3 protein-coding genes are annotated in these 3,149 nt (G+C 69.7%); 1 reads left to right on the top strand and 2 read right to left on the bottom strand.

Going from position 1 to position 3,149, the window contains the following annotated elements; genetic code table 11:
• Both AC2VNT_RS07110 and AC2VNT_RS07105 read right to left on the bottom strand, forming a co-directional pair.
• Window positions 1–1,555: S9 family peptidase (locus tag AC2VNT_RS07110; RefSeq protein ID WP_486946181.1), on the bottom strand; the 1,555-nt coding region annotated here is incomplete at its 3' end.
• The gene (locus AC2VNT_RS07105) at window positions 1,552–2,460 is read right to left on the bottom strand and encodes a phosphoribosylaminoimidazolesuccinocarboxamide synthase (protein ID WP_486946180.1); all 909 of its coding nucleotides are present in this window, start codon (window positions 2,458–2,460) and stop codon (window positions 1,552–1,554) included. The genes AC2VNT_RS07110 and AC2VNT_RS07105, both read right to left, overlap by 4 nt.
• 117 nt (window positions 2,461–2,577) lie before the next feature.
• On the opposite strand from AC2VNT_RS07105, the gene AC2VNT_RS07100 reads away from it, so the two are divergent.
• A partial coding sequence (locus AC2VNT_RS07100; RefSeq protein WP_486946179.1) for a hypothetical protein occupies window positions 2,578–3,149 on the top strand: 572 nt, incomplete at its 3' end.

The raw sequence follows: 3,149 nt of genomic DNA, 5'->3' as shown, positions 1-3,149 counted from the left end.
GCAGCTTGCCGTGCTCGTACCAGAGCCGGCCCATCTCACCGCCGCCGCGGACATGGGCGATCGCGAACACCATCCCCCGATCCAGCAGCGACAGCCGGGCAATCGAGAACGCCGGGTCCTGACAGATCTCGTAGGCCCCGTACCCGTACAGCAGCGTCGGGGCGGGCCGCTCGACCGCCGCGCGGCGGCGCACGATCGAGATCGGCACCCGGGTGCCGTCGTCGGCCACCGCCCAGGCGCGATGCTCCTCGTAGTCCTCGCGGCGATAGCCGCCGAGCACCGGCTGCTCGCGCAGCAACGTCCGCTCCCCGCTGGACAGGTCGATGTCGTAGATCCGGGTCGGGGTGAGAAACGACGTCGCCCCCACCCGCAGCTTCGGCGACTTCCAGTTCGGGTTGGCGCCCAGCCCGCACGACATCAACTCCGAATCGAAGACCACATCAGCGGGCTCACCGTAGTCGCCGTCGGCGATGGGCCACAGTTGGATTCGCGGCAGCGCCCCGGAACGGTAGCTGACCACCAACTGATCGGCGAAGGCGTCCACCCCTTCCAGCCGCACATCGTCGCGGTGCGCGATCAGGGTGCGCAGCGTCGACGGGTCGGTCACCGGGGCCTCGCCCAGGGTGAAGTTCACCGCGTCGTCGTTGTGCACGATCAGGAAGCGGTCCTCGCCGCCGACCACGGCGTGGTCCACCGCGTACTCGACGCCTTCGCGGCGCGGCCACACGATGCGGAACGACGCGTCGGGAGCGGCGGCGTCGCCGTAGCGCACCTCGGAGGTGATCGCCGAACCGGCGACGATCATCAGGTAGGCATCGCTTCGGGTGCGGCCCACGCTCAACCAGAACTTCTCGTCGTCCTCGTGGTAAACCTGCTCGGCGGGCTGATCCGCACCCAGCCGATACCTCCACACGGTGTCCGGCCGCCAGGCGTCGTCGACGGTGACGTAGTACACGGTGGCGTTGTCGGCCGCCCAGGTCGCGCCCGCGCCGATGCCGGTGATCTCGTCCGGGTAGAGCTCGTCAGTGCGTAAGTCCTTGAACCGCAGCGTGTACCGCTCGTCGCCGACCACGTCCACCGAGTAGGCGAGCACGTTGCCGTCGAGACTGACGCTGAGCGCACCCAGCGAGAAGAAGTCGTGGCCTTCGGCTTCGACGTTCTGGTCAAGCAGCACCTGCTCGCCGTCGACGGCAACACCCTCGTCGAAGGTCGGCGGGCTCCAGTCGTCGGGGTCACCGATCGGGCAACGGCACTGCACGCCGTACTGCTTGCCCGCGAAGCTGCGTGCGTAGTACCACCAGTCGCCGCGGCGCGTCGGCACCGACAGGTCGGTCTCCTTGGTGCGTGCCTTGATCTCGTCGAAGATCTGTTGCCGCAGCGGCGCCAAGTGGGCGGTGACGGCGTCGGTGTAGCCGTTCTCGGCCTCCAGGTAGCCGATCACTTCCGGGTCGGCCTTGTCCCGCAGCCACTCGTACGGGTCGACGAAGACGTCGTCGTGGTGCACCCGCTTGTGCTCCGCCCGCTTGGCGACGGGCGGTGTGGGTGTGCGGCTCACGCGCTCGGGCCGATCCAGTCGGCGAATCGCAGCCCGGAGATCCGTTCGTAGGCCTCGATATAGCGGTCACGGGTTGCCGCCACGATCTCGTCAGGCAGCGGCGGCGGAGGCTGCGACCCACCGCGGTCCCAGCCGGATTCGGCGCCGAGCAGCCAGTTTCGGACGAACTGCTTGTCGAAGCTGTTCTGCACCACTCCGGCCCGGTAACCGGCCGCCGGCCAGTAACGCGACGAGTCGGGCGTGAGCACCTCGTCGGCCAGCACCAGGTTGTCGTGTTCGTCTACGCCGAACTCGAATTTGGTGTCGGCGACGATGATGCCCTTCTTCAGCGCGTGCAGAGCGGCCTGCTCGTAGGCGTGCAGGGTCCGGTCGCGCAGCTGGCTGGCCCGCACCGGGCCGACCAGCTCGATCACCCGGGCGAACGCGATGTTCTCGTCGTGCGCGCCGATCTCGGCTTTGGTCGCCGGGGTGAAGAGGGGGTTGGCGAATTTGCTGGCCTCCACCAGCCCGGCCGGCAGCGGAATTCCGCACAGCGAGCCGCTCTGCTGGTAGTCCAACAGCCCCGACCCGGTGAGGTAGCCGCGGGCCACGCACTCCACCGGCAGCATGGTGAGCTTGCGCACCACCAGTGCCCGGCCCAGGACCTCGTCGGGGATGCGCGGGTCGTCGGGTGGTCCGGCCAGGTGATTCGGCAGCTCGACCAGGCCGGAGAAGAAGACGCTCATCGCGGTCAGGATGCGGCCCTTGTCCGGGATCTGGGTGTCCAGGATGTGGTCGAACGCGGAGATCCGGTCGGTCGCCACGAACAGCAGGTGCGCGTCGTCGATGCGGTACAGCTCGCGCACCTTCCCGCTGGCCACGTGCTGGTAGTCGGAGAGCGCCGGACGCGACGCTGGACACACCATCGCCTCAGCCTAGCGACGACCGCAAGCGCGGCGAAGCCGGGCGCTGGGGCACCTCCCGCTTGCGGGGGACGGGTCGACGCCGCCCGTGCGACCCCGGTCTGTGCTGGGATCGGCTTCATGACATCGCGGTTTCTGCCCTACGCCACCACCCCGGCCCGAATGCTGGCTCAGCTGTTCAGCGACGCATTGATCGCCGCCTGGACGATCACCTGGGTCGTGGTCGGCCTGCTGGTGCACAAAGCGGTCTCGCTGATCGCCGCAGTCGGCGGGCAGATGGAGTCCGGGGCCACCGGCGTCGCCGAGAACCTGAGGTCGGCGGGGAGCAGCGCCGACCGCATCCCGCTGGTCGGCGACACGATCAGCAGGCCGCTCACCGGAGCCAGCGCCGCTGCGCTCGATATCGCCGGCGGCGGGCAGACGCTGGACACCACCGCGCGGTGGCTGGCCGTGCTGCTCGCGATCGCGGTGGCCGCGGCTCCGATCGCCATCGTGGGCATGCCGTGGCTGATGCTGCGGCTGCGCTTCTTCCGGCGCAAGCGTGCGGTGCTCGCCCTGGCCGGCACCGCCGGCGGCGAGCAGCTACTGGCACTGCGCGCGCTGACCAACCGGCCGCTGGCCGCGCTGGCCAGGGTCAGCCCCGACCCGGTCGGCGGCTGGCGAGACCAGCACCCGGCCACCATCCACGGGCT

The organism is Mycobacterium sp. TH-M15 (genome assembly GCF_057473705.1).
Note: the sequence above shows the minus strand (reverse complement) of the source record. Positions and strands in the feature narration are given on the sequence as shown.

Excerpts from the sequence above, each read along its gene's own strand:
- AC2VNT_RS07105 (WP_486946180.1), bottom strand. The coding sequence starts at position 2,460 with ATGGTGTGTCCAGCGTCGCGTCCGGCGCTCTCCGACTACCAGCACGTG.